The sequence below is a fragment of the Hydrogenophaga aquatica genome (genome assembly GCF_054780915.1).
Genome location: NZ_BAAGVK010000010.1, coordinates 52,051 through 69,978, shown reverse-complemented (window position 1 = coordinate 69,978; position 17,928 = coordinate 52,051). Strand labels below are relative to the sequence as shown.

The window sequence follows — 17,928 nt, the reverse complement described above, 5'->3', positions numbered from 1 at the left end:
CGCCCCGGCGGGCGAGCAGGCCTTGGTGTGGCGCGCGACTGGTCAGCTCTTGCGGTTAAGCAGCGCGTGCAGGAGGATGGCCCCGAAAGTGGCCGTCCCGATGCCGCCCAGCGCGAATTCACCGAACTTGAGGGTGTAGTCGCCGGTGCCCAACACCAGGGTGATGGCGGCCACCAGCAGGTTCTTGTTGTTGGAGAAGTCCACGCGGTTGTCCACCCAGATCTTGGCACCCGCGATGGCGATGAGCCCGAACACCACGATGGACACGCCACCCATGACGGCCAGCGGAATGGCCTGGATGACGGCACCGAACTTGGGGCTGAAACCCAGCACGATGGCCATGGTGCCCGCCACCACGAAGATGGCGGTGGAGTAGATCTTGGTGGCGGCCATGACGCCGATGTTTTCGGCGTAGGTGGTGACGCCCGTGCCCCCGGCACTGCCCGCGACCATGGTGGCCACGCCGTCGCCCATGAAGGCACGGCCCATGTACTGGTCCAGGTTCTTGCCGGTCATGGCGGTCACGGCCTTGATGTGGCCCAGGTTCTCGGCCACCAAGATGATGGCCACGGGCGCGATCAGTAGCATGGCGTTGGCACTGAACACCGGCGCGCTGAAGTTGGGCAGGCCGATCCACGCCGCGTTGGCAATGCCGCTCAGGTCCATGGGTTTGCCCAGACCCATGCCGTTGGTGAGCACCGCGTAGATGACGCTGGCAATGATGAGACCCATGAGGATGAGCAGGCGCTGCACCATGCCGCTGGTGAACACCGCCACCAGCGCCACGCACACGAAGGTGACGCCCTGCATCCACGCGTCAAAACCCGTGGGCGCCATGTTCTTGATGGGGATACCCGCCAGGTTCAGGCCGATGACCGCCACCACCGATCCGGTGACCACCGGGGGCATGAAGCGCTCGATCCAGCCCGTGCCCACCGCCTGCACGATGGCGCCGATGACAAAGTACAGCAAACCGCAGGCGATGATGCCGCCCAGCGCCACGCCGATGTTGGCGTTGGGCCCCTGCCCCGCGTAGCCGCTGGCCGCGATCACCACGCCGATGAAGGCGAAGCTGGAACCCAGGTAGCTGGGCACCTTGCCGCCGGTCATGACGAAGAAGATGAGCGTGCCGATGCCGCTCATGAGGATGGCGACGTTGGGGTCAAAGCCCATGAGGATGGGCGCGAGCACCGTGGCGCCGAACATGGCGATGAGGTGCTGCACACCCATGACGGTGGTCTGCGGCCAGGGCAGACGCTCATCGGGGCCGATGACGCCGCCCGCCTGCAGGGCCGCGTCGGATTTTTCTGTCCATTGGAACATGGTGAATCTCACTCCTCGAAGTTTGGAAAGTGGCGAGATTCTGCCTGCACAAAACAAGGGCATGCAAGCCAGGGTATTGCGCCCCTGACACCCAGGCGATAGAAACAGTATTGACCGTTGCCCTATGCTCCCCGCTGAGGAGACCCAAAGATGCAAACCGCCAGCGCCACCCCCGCGCCGCCCTACGTGCCCCAGATGCGCCTGTACCAGAACTGGCTGCGCGAGCAGCGGGGGCTGACGTTCGACAGCTACGACGCCCTGTGGCGCTGGTCCACCACCGACCTGAGCGCCTTCTGGCAGAGCATCTGGGACTACTTTGAGCTTCAGTCGCCCACGCCGCACAGCGCCGTGCTGACGGGTGGCCCCATGCCCGAGTTCCACTGGTTCCCCGGCGCGCAGGTGAACTACACCCGGCAGGTGCTGCGGCACTGTGACGCGGCGCACGCTGCCGGGCAACCCGCCATCATCAGCGAGGACGAACGCGGCCGGGTGCGCATGCTGCAGTGGCCCGACCTGCGCCGCCAGGTGGCGTCCCTGGCATTGGCGTTGAAGGACATGGGCGTGCAGCGCGGCGACCGCGTGGCCGCCTACCTGCCCAACGTGCCCGAGACGGCGGTCGCCTTCCTGGCTTGCGCCAGCATTGGCGCCGTCTGGAGCGTGTGCGCGCCCGACATGGGCACCGCCGCCGTGCTGGACCGTTTCAGCCAGATCGAACCCAAGGTGCTGATCGCCGCCGACGGCGTGCACTACGGCGGGCGCCCGATGGACCGCTCGGCGACCGTGGCCGAACTGCGCGACGGCCTGCCCAGCCTGCAGCACGTGGTGACCTTGCGCACCCCCTACGCCGCCGAACGCGTGCCCGGCGCCGCCGACTTCGACACCCTGACCGACCGCGACAACGCTGCCACCGCCGCCTTCGAGCCCGAGTGGGTGCCGTTCGAACACCCGCTGTGGGTGGTCTACTCCAGCGGCACCACTGGCCTGCCCAAGCCCATCGTGCATGGGCACGGCGGCATCCTGCTCACCTTGCTGTCGGCCATGGTGCTTCACAACGACGTGGGGCCCAGCTTTGCTGCCAACAGCTTGGGCGAACGCTTCCACTGGTACAGCTCCACGGGCTGGGTGATGTGGAACGCCCAGGTGACCGGCCTGGCTGCGGGCGCCACCATCGTGCTGTACGACGGCAACCCCGGCGGCAGCAAGGAACAGCCCGACTGGAACGTGCTGTGGCGCTTTGCCGCGCGGCACAAGGTCACCTTCTTTGGCGCTGGCGCGGCCTATTACACCAACTGCATGAAGGCGGGCGTGGACCTGCAGGCTCTGCGGGCTGATGGGTTTGACCTGCACCGCATCCGCGCGCTGGGGACCACCGGCTCCCCCCTGGCCGAGGACGTGCAACGCTGGGGCAGCGCGCAGTTCGCCAGTTTGGAGTCAACAGGTGGGAACGAGGTCGATTCGCCGCAGGGCCGCCCCAAGGCGAATCAGCCCCCTCGGGGGGCAGCGACCCGCGCAGCGGAGGAGCGTGGGGGCTCTGTCTGGTGGTGCAACATCTCGGGCGGCACCGACTTCTGCGGGGCTTTCATCGGTGGCAACCGCGAACTGCCTGAGGTGCCGGGCCAAATGCAATGCCGCCAGCTGGGCTGCGCCGTGGAGGCCTGGAGCGAAGATGGCCGCCCCCTCGTCGGCGAGGTGGGCGAACTGGTGTGCACGCAGCCCATCCCGTCCATGCCGCTGTACTTCTGGAACGACGAAGGCAAGCAGCGCTACCTTTCCAGCTACTTCGACATGTACCCCGGCGTCTGGCGCCATGGCGACTGGCTGAAGGTGGGCGCGGACGGCGGCTGCGTCATCTACGGCCGGTCCGACGCCACCATCAACCGCCACGGCCTGCGCATGGGCACCAGCGAAATCTACGCCGCCGTGGAAGCCCTGCCCGAGGTGCTGGACGCCATGGTGGTCGACCTGGAGTACCTGGGCCGCGAAAGCTACATGCCTTTGTTCGTGGTGCTCCGCCCGGGTGTGACGCTGGACGACACCTTGCGCGAACGTATCGCTGGGGCCATCCGCAGCACGCTGTCGCCGCGCTTCGTGCCCGACGAGATCGTGCAAGTCGCCGAAATACCGCGCACCCTGAGCGGCAAGAAGCAGGAGCTGCCGATCAAGAAACTGCTGCTGGGCCAGCCGCTGAACAAGGTGGTCAACCGCGACGCCATGGCCAACCCCGGCTGCCTGGCGTGGTACGTGGCCTTTGCCAACGCACACCAGCAGCGGCACGCGGGCAGCCCCAACGGCTGAATCAGGCTGCGGCGCCCTCCAGCCAGGCCGGGCAGCCCTGGCCTGCCGACGGCTCGGCCTGCCAGACCCAGTTGGCTGCTGCGGCCACGCTGTCGATCAGTGGCACGGGCACGCGCGCCTGCATGGCCGCCGCCATGCCCGCCAGCCCGGCCCCGCCGATGATGATGGCCTCCAATGGCTGGCGCGCCAGCACCCGGTGACAGGCCGCCACCAGCAGATCCTGCGCGGCAACAGGGTCGGCACGCAGTTGCGCGCCGCTGAGCTCCACGGTTTCAATGTCCTGCACCTGTTCACCCCAGGCCAACGCGGGCAACAGACGTTGCAGCATGGGCTTCCAGGCATGCCCGCCGGTAACAATGGCGCAACGGCCATGGCGTGCGGCCTCGGCCAGCGCCGCTTCGGCCAGGCTGGTCACCGGGCAGGCCGCCAGTTCACGCAGGGCATGCAGCCCCGGGTCGCCAAAGCAGCCAATGACGATGCCGTCCGGCCCGCCAACCGCCCCGCCAGCCTGCCCTTGCGTGGCGTGGCGCCAGGCATCCAATGTGGCGTGCGCGGCCACGGCGTAGCTGGCCTCGCTGGCAATGTAGGGGGCGCCGAAGCGCGCGGTCACCGCCTGCACGGCCACGTCTGGCGGGCTGGCCTGTGCCACCAGGCTGGCCACCGCGCCGGTGATGTCCGCCGAGGTGTTGGGGTTGATGATGAGGAGGCGTCGCGTCATGCTGTGTTCACAGGCGCAGGATGTCAGCCAGGTCGCCCGTGCCAGGCGCGCTGTCGGGGAACACCAGCCCGGCTTCGATGCGCAACAGGTGTTCCCGCATCAGCCGCGTGGCCTCAGGCGTGGCGCGCAGGCGCATGGCCTGGATGAGCGCGCGGTGCTCGTCGCAGCCGCAGGTGGCAGCGTGCTGGCGCTGCACATTGCCCGCCGGGCCATAGGTCATGAGGATGAGCGAGGTGCGCGACACCAGTTCGCGCAGGATGCGCCCCAGCGTGGCATGGCCCGACACCTCGGCAATGCGCAGGTGGAACTCGCCCGACAGGCGGATGGCACGCTGCTGCTCGCCCTCGGCGCGCGCGGCTTCCTCGGCGTCGATCAGCTCGCGCAGGCTGGCGATGTCCGCGTCGCTGGCACGCTCCAGGAAGCGCTCCACCAACGTGGGTTCGATCAGGCGCCGCGCCTCGAACACTTCCTGCGCCTCCTGCGGCGTGGGCTGCGCGATGAAGGCACCCCGGTTGGGGATCATGGTGACCAGGCTCTCGTTGGCCAGCCGCACCAGCACGGGCCGGATGCGTGTGCGCGACACGCCAAAGGCCTCTGCCAGCCGGTCTTCCACCAGCTTGGTGCCGGGCAGCAAGCGGTGATCCAGCACCGCCGAGACGATGCGTTCGTACATCTGCGCGTCTGTCGCGGCAGCTGTGGGGGTTTCTGTCTCCATGCTCAAGCCTGGCTTCTTTGACGTTTTCTGAGTGCCCATGTGGCGAGTATCGCCAATCCCATGACGGCGAAGGACACCACCGTGGTCAACGTGCCCAGCGCGTAGATGGCGGGCGTGGTGACCGTGGTGGTCAGGCCCTGCAGCTCCAGCGGCAGGGTGTTGACGTCGCCGATGGCCTGCGAGGTGCGCGCGATCTCGTCCCAGCTCAGGGTGAAGCCGAACATGCCCACACCAATGGCCGAAGGCGCGATCAGCGGCATCACCACATGCCAGAAGGTCTGCCATGGCGTGGCGCCCAGGTCGCGCGCAGCTTCCTCGTAAGCCGGGTTGAAGCGGTTGAACACGGCGAACATGATGAGCAGGCCGAATGGCAGCGTCCAGGTGAGGTGTGCGCCCAGAGCGGAGCTGAACAGGCCCAGGCTGGTGTTGAACTCTTCCAGCCAGGCGGTCATTTCCCAGTGCTCGAACACGCTGCGCAGGGCCGTGTCGATGAGGCGGAACTGCAGACCGATACCGAGCGACACCACGATGGACGGCATGATCAGACTGGCCACGGTGACGTAGAACACCGCGTTGCCGCCACGCAGCCGCTTGCGAAAGGCCAGCGCCGCCAGCAGAGACAGCACCACCGTGAGCACCATGACCGTGCCACCCAGCGCCAGCGAGCGTTTGAAAGCTGCACCAATATCCACCACGCCCAGCCCTTCGGCGAGTTGGCGGTACCAGTGCAGCGAGGTGCCGCGCATGGGGAAGGTGAGCCCGCCTTCGGGGCCCTGGAAGCTCAGCACGAAGATGGTGAGCATGGGCCCGTACAGGAACAGCACGAACAGGCCGAACAGGATGGCCAGCGGCCAGAAGCCGGGGGCGCGGGGTTCGCGAACTCTGGACATGTCAGTTATCCATTCCACTTCGATTGTTGTCAGGGTGCTTGCAGTTGGTTGGCGAGCCAAGACGGGCCAGCCCAGGCCCCGGCGCTTGACGCGAGGCGGCCCCTGCAAAGCAGGGGCTTCCCTGCGATGCTCGACGCCGTGGCCACGCGGCGGAACTCACTGCGCTCACTTTGTGAGCTCCGTTCAAACAGCCGCCGCAAATATGAGGACGAAGCGCGCTGCGCGCGCTGGCCACGGCATCTGCGCTTCTCGGCACCTCGCAACGGCGCGCCAAAGCCTGGGCTGGCCCGTCTTGGCCGACGAAGTACAGGCACACCACTGGTTGTGCATCAACAGTGTTGGCTGCTGCGGTAGGCCTGGCCCTGTGAGGGCGATTTTCCGGGGTGGCTGTGTCTGGCGGTCTGGGGCTGGGCGCGCGTAGCGCGCTTCGTAACTGACTCGCGGCGGCTGTTCGAGCGGAGCGTTTCGCCAGAAACGCGCAGTGAGTTCCGCCGCGCCAGCCCCAGGCCGTCAGACACAGCGCAGTCGGCAAAGCCGACCACCCTGGATGAGCCCCCGCAGGGCCAGGCATGCCGCAGCCCGCCCACACAGCGTGACAGCAAGACAGCACCCTCACAGCTCCTTGCGAATATCGACCACCCGGGTCAGGCCCCAGATGATCATCAGCACCGTCAGCAACAGCACCACCGCATTCGCCGCCGCCAGCGGAAACTGCAGGTACGAGGTCTGCACCTGAATCATCTTGCCGATGGACGCAATCTGCTGTCCGCCCATCACGCCCACCGTCACAAAGTCCCCCATCACGATGGTGACGATGAAGATGGAGCCGATGAGAATGCCCGTGCGCGACAGCGGCACCACCACGTTCCACAGCGTCTGCCAGGCACTGGCACCCGCGTCCCTGGCGGCTTCAAGCAACGAACGGTCGATGCGCATCATCGAGTTGAAGATGGGCACGATCATGAACATGGTGTACAGGTGCACGTAGGCCAGCAGCACCGAAAAGTCCGAGAACAGCAGCCAGTCCAGCGGCGCCTCGGTCAGGTGCGCGCCCTGCAGCGCCTGGTTCACCAACCCATTGCGCCCCAGCAGCGGCACCCACGAAATCATGCGGATGACGTTGGACGTCCAGAACGGCACCGTGCACAGCACAAACAGCAGCGTCTGCATCCCCGCGCTGCGCACGTGGAATGCCAGGAAATACGCCAGCGCAAAACCCAGCACCAGCGTCAGCCCCCAGGCCAGCAGCGTGAACTTCAGCGTTGACAGGTAGGTGGACAGCGTGACGCAGAAATCGCCGTGGTCCGTCAGGCGGCCGCACCCCTCCCACATCGACACGTAGTTGCGCCAGGTGAACGCTGGCAGCAACTCGTATTCGTTGAAGTCCCAGAAGCTGACCATGACGACCAGCCCCAGGGGCACGAGGAAAAACACCACGAACACCGCCGAAAACGGCAGCGCCTGCCACCAGGGGTGCACCCCCCGGCCAGATCGGCGTCCACCCAGGGCTCCCGTGGAACCGGCTTTGCCGGGCCACTGGGAGCGTCCCCCTTCAGGGGGAAGACGCGAAGCGGCGCAGGGGGTGTCCATCACGCCGCCACGAACTCGTTCCACTTGCGAACCATGTACTCGTTCTCGTCCATGATCGCGTTCCAGCAGGCAATGCCGCCCATGCGCTGCTCATAGCTGCCGCCGTCGCGCACGCTGCCCGCCTTGGCCAACAGGTCGCCGTTGGGGCTCTTGATGTCCTTGGTGGCTGCCTTGCCCTCCATCCAGTAGGCCCACTCGTAGGGCTCCATCTTGGCCTTGGCGGTGTCCAGCACGGCGCTGTAGTAGCCCTGGCGGTTCAGGTAGGCACCGGCCCAGCCGTCCAGGAACCAGTTGATGAACTCGTAGGCCGCATCGGCCTTCTTGCCCGACAGCGTCTTCGGAATGCCGAAGCCCGCCGCCCAGGCGCGGTAGCCCTCTTTCAACGGCTGGAACACGCAGTCCAGGCCCTTGGTGCGCACCGCCGTCACCGCCGGGCTCCACATCGACTGGATCACCACCTCGCCCGATGCCATCAGGTTCACGCTTTCGTTGAAGTCCTTCCACAGCGCGCGGAACTGGCCCGACTTCTTCGCCTCGATCAGCGTCTTGATCGTCAGGTCGATCTCGGCCTTGGTCATGTTGCCCTTGTCGGGGTACTTGTACAGGCCCATGGCCTCCACCACCATGGCCGCGTCCATGATGCCGATGGACGGGATGTTGAGGATGGCGGCCTTGCCCTTGAACTCGGGGTTGAGCAGTTCGGCCCACGAGCTGATGGGGCGCTTGATGAGGTCGGGGCGGATACCCAGCGTGTCGGCGTTGTAAACGGTGGGGATCAGCGTCATGAACTGCGTGGGCGCGGCAGAAAACGCCTTGCTGCCGGGCTTGTCCAGGTACATCACCTTCTTGGGTGCCGTGCCCTGGTCGCCCACCTTCTTGCCGCCCACTTCACCCTTGGTGAAGAGCGTGGTGATCTTGTCGGCGTTCTTGATGCGCTTGGTATCGATGCCCTGCAGGTTGCCGGTGGGAATGATCTTCTTGAGCGAGAAGTACTCGGTGTCGATCAGGTCGAAACTGTTGGGCGCGGTGATGGCGCGCTTGGTGACTTCGTCGGTGGTCACGGCCACGTACTGGATCTTGATACCGGTGTCGGCCTCGAACTTCTCGGCAATGGCCTTGTCCTGGTTGACCGCGGTGCCCAGGTAGCGCAGCGTCACCTTCTCTTGCGCGTGGATGGCCGGGAACATGCCGGTGGCCAGGATGGCCGCCGCGCCCTTGAGCAGTTGGCGGCGCTGAGGTTCGGCGCTGGTGTTGTCAACGGTGTTCGACATGGACGTGCACTCCTTGTGGGATGAAAGACCTGAGACCGTCAGGCAGCGGTTGAAGGAAAGGAATCAAGGCTGCGCGGGCTTGAGCGGGTGGGCCTGTTCGGCTTGCCACGACAGCCACACCGGCTGCCCCACGGCCACTGGCACGCGCTGGAAATCAGCCTCGGACAAGCTGACCTGGATGCTGCGGCCGCCCTGCGCGGGCTCCACGCCCAGCAGCACGTAGGTGCCTTGGTATTCGATGTCGCGCACCTGCCCATGGGCGTGCGGCCCCCACTGCGCTTCGGCCTGATCCAGGTGCACCGCCAGGCGGTCGGCACGCACGGCCACGCGCCCGTCCGGGCTGTCGAACACGTTATGCCCGCCCATGAAGCTGGCCACAAATTCGGTGGCTGGCTGGTTGAACACCTCGCGCGGGCTGGCCGCCTGTTCGATGCGGCCATGGTTCATCACCACCATCTGGTCGGCCAGGGCCATGGCCTCTTCCTGCGAGTGGGTCACGTGGATGAAGGTGAGCCCCAGTTCTCGCTGCCAGCTGCGCAATTCGGCGCGCATCTGCACGCGCAGGAAGGGGTCGAGTGCGGACAGGGGTTCGTCCAGCAACAGCACCTGCGGCCGCATGATGAGCGCGCGCGCCAACGCCACGCGCTGCTGCTGCCCGCCCGACAGTTCGCCCGGCTTGCGCTGGGCCAGGTGCCCCATGGCCACGCGCTCCAGCAGGGCCTGTGCCTGCGCCCGGCGCTCGGCCGCGCCCATGCCGCGCATCTTCAGGCTGAAGGCCACGTTGTCCAGCGCGCTCAGGTGCGGAAAGAGCGCGTAGCTCTGGAACATCATGGCCGTTCCGCGTTCGGCGGCAGGCAAGTCGGTGATGTTGCGCCCGCCCAGCAGGATGTCACCTTCCGTCACCACCTCGTGCCCGGCGATCATGCGCAGTGTGGAGCTTTTGCCACACCCGGAAGGGCCCAGCAGGCAGCAATAACTGCCTGCCGGTATCCGCAAATCAATACGGTCAACGGCGGTGGCACCGTTGGCGTAGCGCTTCGTCAGTGCGATCAGTTCCAGCGGCGGAGAGGAGGTGGCGTGGCTCATGCACGCCCTCATGCAATCCCCGTGCCAAGTTTGTACGCAAACTTTTCACAGGATTGAATACAAAAATGACTCAAAAAGTACGCAAAAGGTGCGCTGCGCGCCCAGGTGGTGCAAGGTGAGCACCTCGATTTCACGCCCCGTCCTCATGAAAACGTGCACAATGTGTGCACTAGAGGTGTTCTCGGATGCCTGTTTTTATCTTTTTTCTCGATTTTGCCGCAAGCCGTGACCCAACACATCCAGGACGAACTCGACCGCGCCCGCAAGACCGGCCCGGTGCGCGACATCATCATCCCGCCCTGCCCCGAGCTGCTGCGCCAGTTGCAGGAAGCCACCGCGCACGGCGAACCGGACGTCACCGAACTGGACCGCATTGCCAGTGCTGACGTGGCCATGGCCGCCGCCCTGATACGCCAGGCCAACAGCCCGCTCTACGCCCTGGCCCAGCCCGTGCACACCGTAGGTCAGGCCCTTACCGTCCTGGGCTTGCGCCCCGCCGTGCAGCTGCTCACCGGCTTCCTTAACCGGCACGCCCTGCAGGTGCAGTCACCGCTGCTGGGGCATTTCTGGGAAAGCTCCACCCGCCGGGCCATCGCCTGCGATCACATCGGGCACCAGCTCTATGGCATGAACCCCGGGCTGGCCTACAGTTTCGGGCTGTTCTGCCACGTGGGCATGCCGGTGATGCTGCGCGGCGTCAAGGGCTACGGCAGCACCATCACCGAGGCGCTGGCCCGCAAGGACCGCACCTTCACCCAGACCGAGAACGCCAACCACCGCACAGACCATGCCGTGGTGGGTGCCATCGTGGCACGCACTTGGCACCTGCCTGCCGAGGTGGCGGTGGCCATCCGCCTGCACCACGACTTCTCGGCCCTGCAAGACGCGCGCTTTCCCGACGCCATTCGCCACCTGGTGGCGATGGGGTTGATCGCGGAATACCTGGTGCAGCAGCACGAAGGCGTGGCGGAACCCGCCGACTGGCGCCTGCACGGCGAGCCATGCCTGCGGCACCTGCAGATTGGCACCACCGAGGTCGACCATTGGGTGGACGAGCTCCACCCCGCCTTCGAGGCCGTGGACCTGGCCTGACGCTTCAGGAACGCAACTGGCGGCGGCTCACCAGCAGGATGCCCACCGCCACGCCCACCAGCGCCAGCACCAGTTTCAGCGTCAGCGGCTCACCCAGCAGCCCCACGCCGAACAGCAGGGCGAACACCGGCGTCAGGAACACGAAGGACGACATCTGCGTGGCCGGGTAGTGGCGCAGCATCCACATCCAGGTGAGGTAGCTGGCAAAAGCGCCCACCACCGTCTGCAGGAAGATCGACCCCCAGGCGTGCCCGGAATAGCTCAGACCCCAGGGCTCACCCAGCGCCAGCGAAAACAGCGGCGCCACCGCCGCCGTCACGGCCACCTGGTAGAAGAGCGTTTTTTCCGCACTGGCCGTGGCCAGGCGCGTGGTGCGGATGGTCAGGGTCGTCAGGCCCCACAAGGTGCCTGCAGCCAAGGCGATGGCGTCACCCAGCAACTGCGAGGGCTTGCCGTTGCTCAGCCCCTCGCTGAACGCCACGGCCACCGACGCGAACGCCAGGCACAGTCCAATCCATTGCACGGTGCGCAGCTTTTCGCTGGGCACGAAACGCGGCAACAGCAGCGCCACCACGAAGGGCGAGGTATAGAGGAACACCGTGAGCCGAGACGCGGTGGTGTGCATCAGGCCCAGGTAGATACCCGTGAATTCGCCCGCAAACAGCAACCCGGCCAGCAGGCCAGGCCAAAGGGTGCCGTCCCGCGCAAACAAGGCCACGCCACGCCGCCGGCACCACAGCCACAGCAACACCGTGGCGCCCCAGAAGCGCAGCGTCGCCTGCCACAGTGGCGGCACTTCCCCCACTGTCGACTTGATGAGGATCTGCTGAAAACCCCAGAAGGCGCAACACACCACCAGCAAGGTGATGGCAAGTCCGTCGAGATGGGATTTGCGGGCGGGCGCGGTCAGGGCCTGGCTCACAGCGGGTGCTCGGTGTAGAAACGCCCGCCGTGGTAGAGCAGCGGCGGCACGTGCGTGCGGTGCGCGCAGCGCTCCACCTCCCCCACGAAGATGACGTGGTCGCCCTCGTCATAGCGGCTGCGGTTGAAGCATTCGAACACCGCCACGGTGCCTTCCAGCAGCGGGGCACCGCTTGCGCCCTCCTGGTAGCGCACGCCCTGCCAGCGGTCCACACCCTTGGTGGCAAAACGCTCGGCCAGCTCGCGCTGGTGCGCGCCGAGCACGTTGATGGCGTAGTGCGAGCCCTCGGCAAAGGTGGCCATGGACGCTGCCGTGCGCGACAGGCTCCACAACACCAGCGGCGGGTTGAGGGAGACGGAATTGAAAGAGTTGGCCGTCAAACCGACCAGACGGCCGTTGCCAGCCTTGGCCGTGACAATCGTTACCCCCGTGGCGAAACGCCCCAGCGCAGCGCGCAAGCTCTGGGCGTTGGGCGCTTCGGGCGCGGGGTAGTAGTCTTCGGCAGGCGACTCGGCAGAGTGTTTGGGGGACGGCATAGGCCCACGATTGTCGGCCAAAGCTGCCGAGGGTGCTGTTGCGGGCCTATTTCTGTGTTTGGGAGCCGTTTACGCGGGCGAGCGTCTCTCGCGGCGGCAGGCTTGGCCCCCAGAGCCTCTCGGCGAAGTGCCCCCTCAGGCCAGCGCCCCCACCGGTGCCGCAGCCCGCCGCCCAGGCAGCGCTGCTTCCCCGCAGAAGCGGAAGTTCATGGCCGGGCGCTCCCCGTGGATCAGCTCTGCCATGGCCAGGCCCGAACCCGCGCCATGCGTCCAGCCCAACGTGCCGTGGCCCGCGTTGATCCACAGCTTGCCCACGGGCGTGCGGCCAATCATCGGGATGTTCGTCGGCGTTGCCGGGCGCAGGCCGCACCAGAACTCCGGATTGCCCCCCTCTTCGGGCAGGCGCGTGTCCATCACCCCCGGGAAGACCTGCTCGATGCGCTTGACCAGCAGCTCGCAACGCGCACGCGCCACCGGCGTGTCCAATGCCAAGTCAAAACCGCCCAGCTCGATGGTGCCAGCCACACGCAGCTTGTCACCCAGGCGCGACAGGGCAATCTTGCGCTGGTCGTCGATCATGCTCACCGTGGGCGCCAGTTCGGGCCGCAGCAGCGGCAGCGTGGCGCTGTAGCCCTTGCCCGGGTAGATGGGCACGTTCACGCCCACGGTCTTGAGCAGCGGCGTGGTGTAAGAGCCGCAGGCCACCACGTAGGCGTCTGCCTGCACCGTCTTGACCTGACCGCTGTGGCGGTCACGCACCTGCACGGCGCGGGTCTCACCGCCCGCCACCTCGATGCGCTCAATGTCGTGGTTGAACCACAGGCGCGCACCCGCCTCGCCGCACAGCGCCGCGAGCTTCTGCGTGAAGACCCGCGCGTCGCCGTGCTCGTCGGTGCTGGTGTAGGTGCCGCCAACGATGCTTTGGCCATAACCCGCCAGCGCAGGCTCGATGCGCAGCAGTTCCTCCCGGCTCACCACGCGGCGCTGCACGCCGTGACGGCGCATCACCTCCGCGGCCTCGGCTGCGCCGTCAAAGGACTTCTGGTCGGAATAGAAGTGAGCAATGCCCCGCTGCATGCGCTGGTATTCGATGCCTGTCTGCGCCACCATGGCCTTGAGGGCCTCGTGGCTGTAGGCACCCAATGCCACCAGTTGCGCCACGTTGCGCTCGAAGGCAGCGTCGTTGCACTGGGCCAGGAACTTCAGGCCCCAGCTCCACTGGGCCCAGTCCAGCTGCGGGCGGAACAGCAGCGGCGCCTGCTTGTCGAACATCCACTTCAGCGCCTTCAGCGGCGCCTCGCGGTTGGCCCAGGGCTCGCAGTAACTCACCGAGATCTGCGCCGCGTTGCCAAAGCTGGTCTCCAGCGCCGCGTCGGGCTGGCGGTCGATCAGGGTGACCTCGTGCCCGCGCTGCAGCAGGTGCCATGCCGTGCTCGTACCGATGATGCCTGCGCCCAGAACCGCGACTCTCATGCTGTGCCCCTTTGGATGAACAGAAAACTGTCGCCGAGTATGCAAAAGGCTGCGCACAAAATGAAGTGAAATTAAACCAAAACGGATATCATCAGAATAACTGATGGAGACAACATGAGCACATTCGACCCCGACGCCTTGGAATGCCTGGCCGCGATCATTGAGGAAGGCGGCTTCGAGCGCGCCGCCCAACGCCTTTCGATCACCCAGTCCGCCGTGTCGCAGCGCCTGCGCTCACTGGAGGCGCAGGTGGGGACGGTGCTGATCGTGCGAAGCCGGCCCCTGAAGGCCACAGCCGCCGGACAGCTGATGCTCAAGCACGCCAAGATGATGCGGCTGCTGCGCGCCGACCTGGAGCGCGACCTGCGCGAGCTGGCGCCCAACTCCACCCACGGCCAACGCGACGAGGACCGCATCTCCATCGCCATCAACGCCGACAGCATCGCCACCTGGGCGCTGCCTGCGCTCACACCACTGGCGCACAGCGGGTTGCCCGTGGAAATCATCCACGACGACCAGGACTTCACGCACGAATGGCTGCGCGAAGGCCAGGTGCTGGGCTGCGTCACTTCGCTGGGCCAGGCCCTGCGCGGCTGCAAGATGGAACCCCTGGGTGCCATGCGCTACGTGGCGGTGGCACAGCCCGAGTACGCTGACCATTCCCTGAGCGGATCGTTGACCCGGCACAACTTCCACAAGGTGCCGTTCATCGCCTTCAACCGCAAGGACGACCTGCAGCGGGACTTCGTGGCCGGTGCGTTCGGTCTGCCACAGGTCATGCTCAAGCAGCTGTATGTGCCTTCATCGGAAGGGCAGGTGCGGGCTGCGCTGGCGGGCTGGGGCGTGGCCGTGGTGCCTGAACTGCTGGTGCAGGACCTGCTCAAGCGCGGGGAACTGGTCAACGTGGCGAAGCGCCACACCCAGCAGGTCAAGCTCTATTGGCACTGCTGGAATCTGGCGTCCGACGTGCTGGACACGCTGAGCCAGGCGCTGCGCGGCGCAGCCGCGCGCGCGCTCGCCCAGGGTTGACGGGGGCGGTCAGCGCACCAGCAGAACCGGCGTCCGGCAATGCGCCAGCACCTGCGTGGCGACCGAGCCCATCAGCAGGCTGCCCAGGGCCCCGTGCCCGTGTGACCCCATCACGACCAGGTCGAACTTGTCCACCTCGGCGACCTTGGCGATCACCTCGCCCGGGCGGCCGACCTTGGCGACCCGCTGGGCGGCCACCCCCTGGCGCTTGAGGAACTTGAGCACAGGCGCCAGGACTTTCTCGGCTTCCTCGGCGTAATAGCCATCAAGCACCGCCTTTTCGATGGCCAGGCGGGCGCGCGGCGGCAACGGCACGGACACCGTCAGCGCCGTGAAATCGTTGCCGGAGCCCAGCAACTCGGGGTGGTTGGCCAGATAGGCCAGCATCTTCTTGCTGTGCTTGCTGCCATCGACAGCCAGGAGTATGCGCATGGAGGTCTCCTTCCGGGTATTCCTCCGGGGAGTTTACGCCCGCTCCCAGTGCACGTCCACGCAGCCCTGGGGCAGGAAGCCCCCTTGCTCGCCCTTGTCGGCGTACCCCATGGGATTGGCCACCACGCGGCAACGCCCGGCGCGGTAGTCGTGCGGGCAGTGCAGGTGCCCGTGCAACCACAGGTCGGCGTGATCGAGCCAGGCATCCAGGGCATTGCAGAAACCCGCCGTGCCCGGCGTGAGGCCGTAGCGCGGGTCGGCGCTTCGCAGACTGGGCGCAAAGTGCGTCACCACCACGGTCGGGCCGTCGTGCCGCTGCACCAGCTGCTCGTGCAACCAGTTCTGGCAGCGCAGCGCCTCCATGCGCATGGCTTCCGCGTCGAACAGCGCACCGGCGCGTTGGGTGGCCATTTTTTCCAGGTAGAAGTTGGCCGCGCGAAACGCCTTGTGGCGTTGGCGCAGCCGCCGGGCCAGGGGGTCGGGCGCCTCCTGGTTCTTGACTGCCTTCCTGGGCGCGGCATCGGCCAGGGCGTCGTAATCGCTCCACAAGGTGGTGCCTATGAAGCGCACGCCGTCCAGAACCATGGACTCGCGCTCCAGCCAGATCAGCCCCAGGCGTTCGCAGGTGGCCCGCAAGCGGGCATGGGTCTCGTCAAAGTCCAGCGCGTCGTACTCGTGGTTGCCCGGCACGAACACCACGGGCACCGGCCAGCCCGCGTAGGCTGCCAGCGGCGAGAAGCGCTGCAGGGCCCAGTCGGGCTCTTCCATGCAGGTGCCGTCCCGGCGCAACTGGTATGACCCGATGTCGCCCGCCAGCACCAGCAGATCGGCGCCGGGCGCCGGCTCCGCCACGTAACCTGGGTTGGCCTCCAGGTGCAGGTCGCTCAGGAGCTGAATCCTCACGCTGCCCCCCCATTCGCCTGCGGCACGTCCTGCCCCGCGCGCCAGACCGCATCCCTCAGCCATTGCTGCGCGCTCAACCCCTGCTGTTGACGGTGCCAGAGCATGTCCACGTGCACGGTGGGCACATCCAGCGGAATGGGGCGGCAGACCAGTTCGCTCTCGCGCCCGGTGCTGCCCAGGAAGTGGCGTGGCAGCACGGTGAGCAGATCGGAAGTGGCCACCACCTGGCCCGCCGTGAAGAACTGGTTCACGGTGAGCACCACGCGGCGGCGGCGCGACGCTGCCGCGAGCGCCTCGTCCACAAAACCGAAAGGGCGCCCGGAAAAGCTCACCAGCAGGTGGCGCGCCGCGCAGTATTCGTCCAGGGTCAGGGGTTTGGCCGCCAGCGGGTGGTCTTTGCGCATGACCACCACGTACTCACCGTCGTAAAGCCGCCGCGACATGAAGCGGGGCGCGCTTTCCTGCAGATGCGTGGCGCTGAGTTCGGCCAGCACCCCGGGGAAGTGACCAATGGCCAGATCCACGTCGCCGTGGTCCAGCAAGGCACGCGGGTCGCGGGTGGTCAGCGGCAGCACGCGCAGCGTCACGCCCGGCGCCTCGCGGTCAAGGATGTCCACCAGCCCGGGGATGATCTTGGCCGCCGTGGCGTCCGCCATGGCCAGCACGAAGTGGTTCTGCGCGTGCCCTGGGTCGAAGCCCCCTGGTGCCAGCGATTCCCGCAACTGCCGCAAGGCATCGCGCACCGTGGGCCACAGGGTCAGCGCCAGCGGTGTGGGCTCCACGCCATACCCCGACCGGCGCACCAGGTCGTCGCCCACCAGTTCACGCAGGCGCCTCAGGGCGTTGCTCACCGCAGGCTGCGTGGTCGCCAGATTGTGCGCGGCGCGCGTCAGGTTGCGCTCGGCCATCACCTCGTCGAAAACGCGCAGCAGGTTGAGGTCCAGTGTGCGGAAGTTCAACTCATTCATACTGGATGTGAATGTAAGTCATCACAAAAATAAATTGGCACACATCTGGGGTTTACCCTAATATTCGCCCCATTGATGTTGCACCGCAACACTTACGGAGGTTACCCATGAGCACGATCGCATCCCTTCCCGCCGGTGGTCTGAACCGCCCTGCCGCCAACGCCGCCGCCCCCAAGGCGCGCCGCACCGAATCTTCCCGCCCGCTGGCAGCCCTGCTGCTGGCTGCCGCCGTCGCAGCCCTGGCCGTGGTGGCCGACCAGCTGATCGCCACCTGGGCCGACGGCCATCTGATGGCCGCCTGGGTGGCCATGTGGGCCGTGGTGTTTGCCGGCACGCTGTTGCTGGCAGGCACGGCCCGCCGCATGTCGCAGCGTGTGATGGCTGGCCTGGACGCCTGGGCCCGCCGCCGTGCCGAAGCCCGCGCCGAAGCCCGTTACCTGGCCCTGGCCCAGTCCGACGCCCGCGTGATGGCCGACCTGCAGGCCGCCCGTGACCGTTACGAAATCCAGGCTGCTGCAGCCGCTACCGAAAAGGCCGCTGCAGACGCCCCGGCTTACGACGCCGACGCTGCCCGCAGCGCCAACGTCGACCAGGACATCGAGTACGCCAACACCTGGCTGCGCCGCTACCGCAACGTCTACTACGTCTGAACGCGGACGCCTGCCGACCCGTGCATTGACCGCCC

At 66.7% G+C, this 17,928-nt stretch carries 17 protein-coding genes; 4 read left to right on the top strand and 13 right to left on the bottom strand.

Translation table 11 applies throughout. From position 1 onward, the window contains the following. Positions 1–42: 42 nt before the first annotated feature. The gene (locus ACYVHH_RS07260) at positions 43–1,323 is read right to left on the bottom strand and encodes a solute carrier family 23 protein (RefSeq protein ID WP_460564468.1); all 1,281 of its coding nucleotides are present in this window, start codon (positions 1,321–1,323) and stop codon (positions 43–45) included. 150 nt (positions 1,324–1,473) lie between these two features. On the opposite strand from ACYVHH_RS07260, the gene ACYVHH_RS07255 reads away from it, so the two are divergent. After that, positions 1,474–3,618, top strand: a complete 2,145-nt coding sequence (locus ACYVHH_RS07255; protein WP_460564467.1) for an acetoacetate--CoA ligase — start codon at positions 1,474–1,476, stop codon at positions 3,616–3,618. Position 3,619: 1 nt separating this feature from the next. On the opposite strand, the gene ACYVHH_RS07250 is transcribed toward ACYVHH_RS07255, so the two are convergent. The 6 genes from ACYVHH_RS07250 to ACYVHH_RS07225 all read right to left on the bottom strand — a co-directional run bounded on the left by ACYVHH_RS07250 (position 3,620) and on the right by ACYVHH_RS07225 (position 9,888). Beyond that, a complete protein-coding gene (locus tag ACYVHH_RS07250; RefSeq protein ID WP_460564466.1) occupies positions 3,620–4,336 on the bottom strand; it encodes an aspartate/glutamate racemase family protein in 717 nt (238 codons plus the stop codon). Positions 4,337–4,343: 7 nt separating this feature from the next. Next, on the bottom strand, positions 4,344–5,051 hold the full coding sequence (locus tag ACYVHH_RS07245; protein WP_460564465.1) for a GntR family transcriptional regulator: 708 nt from the start codon (positions 5,049–5,051) through the stop codon (positions 4,344–4,346). Between the two features lie 2 nt (positions 5,052–5,053). Further along, positions 5,054–5,941, bottom strand: coding sequence for an ABC transporter permease (locus tag ACYVHH_RS07240; protein WP_460564464.1), 888 nt, complete (start codon positions 5,939–5,941; stop codon positions 5,054–5,056). Between the two features lie 612 nt (positions 5,942–6,553). After that, entirely contained in the window at positions 6,554–7,531 is a 978-nt protein-coding gene (locus ACYVHH_RS07235) for an ABC transporter permease (protein ID WP_460564463.1), read from the bottom strand. Next, positions 7,531–8,802: an ABC transporter substrate-binding protein gene (locus tag ACYVHH_RS07230; protein ID WP_460564462.1), complete on the bottom strand. Its 1,272-nt coding sequence runs from the start codon at positions 8,800–8,802 to the stop codon at positions 7,531–7,533. The genes ACYVHH_RS07235 and ACYVHH_RS07230 overlap by 1 nt, the downstream gene beginning before the upstream one ends. Positions 8,803–8,865: 63 nt before the next feature. After that, positions 8,866–9,888, bottom strand: coding sequence for an ABC transporter ATP-binding protein (locus ACYVHH_RS07225; protein ID WP_460564461.1), 1,023 nt, complete (start codon positions 9,886–9,888; stop codon positions 8,866–8,868). Positions 9,889–10,113: 225 nt separating this feature from the next. Between ACYVHH_RS07225 and ACYVHH_RS07220 the strand changes: the two genes are divergently transcribed. Next, entirely contained in the window at positions 10,114–10,980 is an 867-nt protein-coding gene (locus ACYVHH_RS07220) for an HDOD domain-containing protein (RefSeq protein ID WP_460564460.1), read from the top strand. A gap of 4 nt (positions 10,981–10,984) precedes the next feature. On the opposite strand, the gene ACYVHH_RS07215 is transcribed toward ACYVHH_RS07220, so the two are convergent. The 3 genes from ACYVHH_RS07215 to ACYVHH_RS07205 all read right to left on the bottom strand — a co-directional run bounded on the left by ACYVHH_RS07215 (position 10,985) and on the right by ACYVHH_RS07205 (position 13,911). Then, entirely contained in the window at positions 10,985–11,902 is a 918-nt protein-coding gene (locus tag ACYVHH_RS07215; RefSeq protein WP_460564459.1) for a DMT family transporter, read from the bottom strand. Beyond that, complete coding sequence (locus ACYVHH_RS07210) at positions 11,899–12,438, bottom strand: flavin reductase family protein (RefSeq protein ID WP_460564458.1); 540 nt, start codon at positions 12,436–12,438, stop codon at positions 11,899–11,901. The genes ACYVHH_RS07215 and ACYVHH_RS07210 overlap by 4 nt, the downstream gene beginning before the upstream one ends. A gap of 135 nt (positions 12,439–12,573) precedes the next feature. Next, positions 12,574–13,911 (bottom strand): D-amino acid dehydrogenase, encoded by a 1,338-nt coding sequence (locus ACYVHH_RS07205; RefSeq protein WP_460564457.1) that lies wholly within the window; start codon positions 13,909–13,911, stop codon positions 12,574–12,576. Between the two features lie 114 nt (positions 13,912–14,025). On the opposite strand from ACYVHH_RS07205, the gene ACYVHH_RS07200 reads away from it, so the two are divergent. Continuing rightward, positions 14,026–14,940 carry a LysR family transcriptional regulator ArgP gene (locus tag ACYVHH_RS07200; protein ID WP_460564456.1) on the top strand — a complete coding sequence of 305 codons (915 nt, stop codon included), beginning with the start codon at positions 14,026–14,028 and terminating at the stop codon, positions 14,938–14,940. A 9-nt stretch (positions 14,941–14,949) separates the two neighbouring features. Here the strand turns inward: ACYVHH_RS07200 and ACYVHH_RS07195 are convergent, their stop codons facing one another. Genes ACYVHH_RS07195 through ACYVHH_RS07185 form a run of 3 tightly spaced genes read right to left on the bottom strand, consistent with a single transcriptional unit; the run spans position 14,950 to position 17,243 of the window. Further along, positions 14,950–15,372: a universal stress protein gene (locus ACYVHH_RS07195; RefSeq protein WP_460564455.1), complete on the bottom strand. Its 423-nt coding sequence runs from the start codon at positions 15,370–15,372 to the stop codon at positions 14,950–14,952. Between the two features lie 33 nt (positions 15,373–15,405). Continuing rightward, the gene (locus ACYVHH_RS07190; protein ID WP_460564454.1) at positions 15,406–16,275 is read right to left on the bottom strand and encodes a metallophosphoesterase; all 870 of its coding nucleotides are present in this window, start codon (positions 16,273–16,275) and stop codon (positions 15,406–15,408) included. Next, the gene (locus tag ACYVHH_RS07185) at positions 16,272–17,243 is read right to left on the bottom strand and encodes a LysR family transcriptional regulator (RefSeq protein ID WP_460564453.1); all 972 of its coding nucleotides are present in this window, start codon (positions 17,241–17,243) and stop codon (positions 16,272–16,274) included. Before ACYVHH_RS07185 ends, ACYVHH_RS07190 begins: the two co-directional genes overlap by 4 nt. Before the next feature lie 107 nt (positions 17,244–17,350). Here ACYVHH_RS07185 and ACYVHH_RS07180 point away from each other — a divergent pair, with 107 nt between their 5' ends. Continuing rightward, entirely contained in the window at positions 17,351–17,893 is a 543-nt protein-coding gene (locus ACYVHH_RS07180) for a hypothetical protein (protein ID WP_460564452.1), read from the top strand. The last annotated feature ends 35 nt before the right edge of the window (positions 17,894–17,928 follow it).